Origin of the sequence: Symbiopectobacterium sp. (assembly GCF_051710365.1) — a bacterium.
Classification (GTDB): domain Bacteria; phylum Pseudomonadota; class Gammaproteobacteria; order Enterobacterales; family Enterobacteriaceae; genus Symbiopectobacterium.
Genome location: NZ_JBPETA010000260.1, coordinates 1 through 3,421, shown reverse-complemented (window position 1 = coordinate 3,421; position 3,421 = coordinate 1). Strand labels below are relative to the sequence as shown.

At 53.9% G+C, this 3,421-nt stretch carries 1 protein-coding gene; it reads right to left on the bottom strand.

All coding sequences use genetic code 11. The features are described 5' to 3' along the window. Nucleotides 1–147: 147 nt before the first annotated feature. Nucleotides 148–3,306 carry an MscS family mechanosensitive channel gene (locus ACTBDZ_RS16225; protein ID WP_438816076.1) on the bottom strand — a complete coding sequence of 1,053 codons (3,159 nt, stop codon included), beginning with the start codon at nucleotides 3,304–3,306 and terminating at the stop codon, nucleotides 148–150. Nucleotides 3,307–3,421 lie beyond the last annotated feature (115 nt).

Sequence of the window (3,421 nt, the reverse complement as noted above, 5' to 3'; positions counted from 1 at the left end):
TGGGATTGTTAGTATGAATCATGAGAGTTACCTCGTGTTTTGTATAAGGATTGGACACCCATATCAAAACCGGTAACTCTCAACCTTGCAAGGTCCAGTGTCAGATCAAGTCGCGACTAATACATGTTATCAGACGGATGACCCCGCTTACGCCGTTTCACCTGCCGCGTTACCGCCCAACGCGCGGTTTATCTCCTGCACTTCGCTACCCTGTTTGTTATGCAGGTAGACTTCAAGCTGATTAAACGCGATATCAATATTATTTTCCCGGCACAGCCTGTCGATACTGCGGTTTAACTCATCCACCGTATAGCTGCGATCGCGCAGTTCCCGCACGTAAAGCCGCAGTTCGTGATCCAGCGAGCTGGCACCAAACGCCAGGAAAAACACCTGCGGCTCAGGATCGGCCATCACGCGGCTGTTCTCATGTGCCGCCTGCAACAGCACCGCTTTCACCTTGTCCAGATCGGAGCCGTAGGCCACGCCAATTTTAATCAGCACACGCGTAATGGTGTCCGACAGTGACCAGTTGATCAGCCGCTCGGTCACGAAGGCCTTATTGGGAATAATCACTTCTTTGCGATCGAAATCCGTAATGGTGGTGGCGCGGATACGAATTTTGCTGACCGAACCGGAGTATGTGCCAATGGTGATGGTATCGCCAATGCGTACCGGACGTTCGAACAGGATGATCAGGCAGGAAATAAAGTTGGCGAAAATTTCCTGCAAGCCGAACCCTAACCCCACCAACAACGCGGTAACCAGCCACTGCAACTTGTCCCATGACACCCCGATAGAACTGAGCGAGGTGGTGGTGCCCACCGCCATGATCAGGTAGCTCAACATGGTGGTGATAGCGTAAGAGGTGCCCTGCCGCAATTGCAAACGCGACAATACCAGCACTTCCAGCAAGCCCGGCAAGTTGCGCATTAACACATAGGCCACCACCGCAACGATGATCGACAGCATCAGATTGCCCAGTGTCACCGCCTGCAATACGGCATTGCCCGCCACGGTCGCGTTGTAATGCCACAACGTAATGCTGTCCAGGTAGGACATCACCGTGACCAAATCGGACCAAATCCAGTAGAGCACGCCAGAGAAAATCAGCAGCAGCACCATGGTGGTCAAACGCAACGATTGCTGACCAATCTGATCCAGCGCCAACGGCGGTTCCGGTGCCAGTTCGCTGCCCTCAGCCCCTTCTTTATTCAGGTTCTGACGACGCGCCACTGCACGACGGTATGCCAATCGACGTGCCGCAACGCTCAAACCACGGATAGTAGTCAGATAAACCAGGTTCCACACCAGTAACAAATACAGGCTTTCCACCCAACGCCCCAGCAGTCGCAGCGTGGTATAGAAGTAGCCGCACACCATCAATCCCAGCAAGACCAACGGAAGGATCGCCATCACGGTAATCACAATCAGCCGGATAGTGTGTGTCTCTTTTTCCCGCCAACTGTCACGACAGAGCGGGAACACCAGAATGCCCAACAGGATCAGGTTGCAGAAAATCACAATCTGCCCGATCACGTCATCCACCAGATAGAGCGGTGCTTTCTCGCCGATAACCGACCAAAAGATCAACGGCAGCAGCGCTCCACTCAGCCGCAGCGCCTGACGGCGGTAGTGGGCTGCCAGTGAAACGCTAAAATTGAAGTGCCGCTCACCGATACCGCCGGGTTTCATCGCCCGATAGAGCAAACCGAACACCATCCACAGCAGCGCAAACTGCTGACTCATGCCCCACACGGCATCCCCGACGGCGTTTTCGGCATAGTGAAAGCACAGACCAAACGCGAGGATCAGCATAATCCCCGGCAGCATCGGTACAATAAAAATTAGCGCCCGTAACGCCCCTTGACGCCAGTCATCCCACTGGAAAGCCAGATTGGAATGACGCACTTGTTGTTTCAATCCCCCGGGCAACTCTTTCAGCCAGGTCCAATCCATCGGTTTATTACTGCTGACCCAGAAAATCTGCTGCGTCAGCGTATGCTGCAATGACGCCGTGACGCTGACCAACTGCTGACGGTTGATTTGCAGGTTAATAGCCAGCATCAGTTGGTTGCACAGTTGCTTATTAAGCTGGTCGAGCAGTTCACGCCGCGTATCAAGGATCTGGTCCAACGCATCGTGCACTTCGTCATCCAGCGCAACGCCCTTGTTGGCCGCCATCAATTTGCTGATGTATTCGTCGCCACGAAACAGCACATCACGCTGCTGATTGATCTCAAACTGCTCCAGACGCAGATCGGCAATTTGCGTGCTCATGTCGTTCATGGAGGAGGCAGAAGGCAGGTTAAGCTGCTGCTGATACAGGATGCGCGACAGCAACAAACTGCCCTTGAGCACGGTGACCTGCTCTTTAAGGTTACGTTCGGATTGCAGGGTGCGATCGAGCCAGTTCTTCACCTGAACGCTTTCCTGCACCAGGGTATTGCTCGACTGCGTCGCCGCAACCAAGCGCTGGCTGAGTTGGTGGTTGGTTTCCATCTCCGCTTTCACCAGCGGGTTTTCCTGGATGCGCTGCGTGTCTTCCGAGGTTTGCGCCTCTTTGGCGGTTTTCTCCGACAGCGTTAGCCGTTTGCCGTTGAGTACCCCTTGCAACACCTGCACCATTTTCTCTAACTGATTAATCTGGGCAGAGGCATAGTCGCGCTGCTTCTGTAGCAAATCTTGCAGCGTGGTGTTCACTTCCAGGCTTTTACGCTGTTGCTCCATTTGTACACCCACCAAGGCCTGCTCGGTTTGCAGCAGCGCTTGCTGGCTGGCGCGCAGCGCATTCTGACTGGCTTCCACGCCGTTGAGCTGGTTGCGAATCTGCTGGCTGCGCTGCGACAGTGCGGTTAATGCGCTTTGTACACGTTCCGGCTGGGTTTGCAGAGAGATCAACTGACTGTTGTAGGTCGAAAGGTTTTCCTGCGCCGACTGTAAGTTATCCAGCGATTCATTGAGACGGGTTTCCAATTGGCGCAGCGAGAGCGCCTCAAGCGACGCCGTGGCAACATCATTATTGCTTAACGCAGCCAGATCGTCTGCCGCCTGACGCAGTTTGGCGGGCGCTTGCGTCGCCTGTTGCTTTAGCTGTGCGGTCTCCTGGCGTACCCGATCAATGGCATCCAGATACTCAAGCGTGTGCGTGAGATCCTGCTGCGTCAGTTTATCGGCTTCCGTCAGGCTTTTCTGCTTGCCGAGCGCGTCCAGCCGTCCCTGAATCTCACTGCGGGTGGGAATATCATTACTGGTCGCAGCCTGTGCAACAGTAGAAAATCCAATGGAAAATAGCACTAAAACCGTCATTCCGCACCTACTTTAAGAATAAATTCGACGGTATCGCTCGCCGAGAACATCAACGATGGTCTTGTGAACAGAATTGAGGTTGGATACTTGTGGTGGTCTGTCACCAATACTGAAC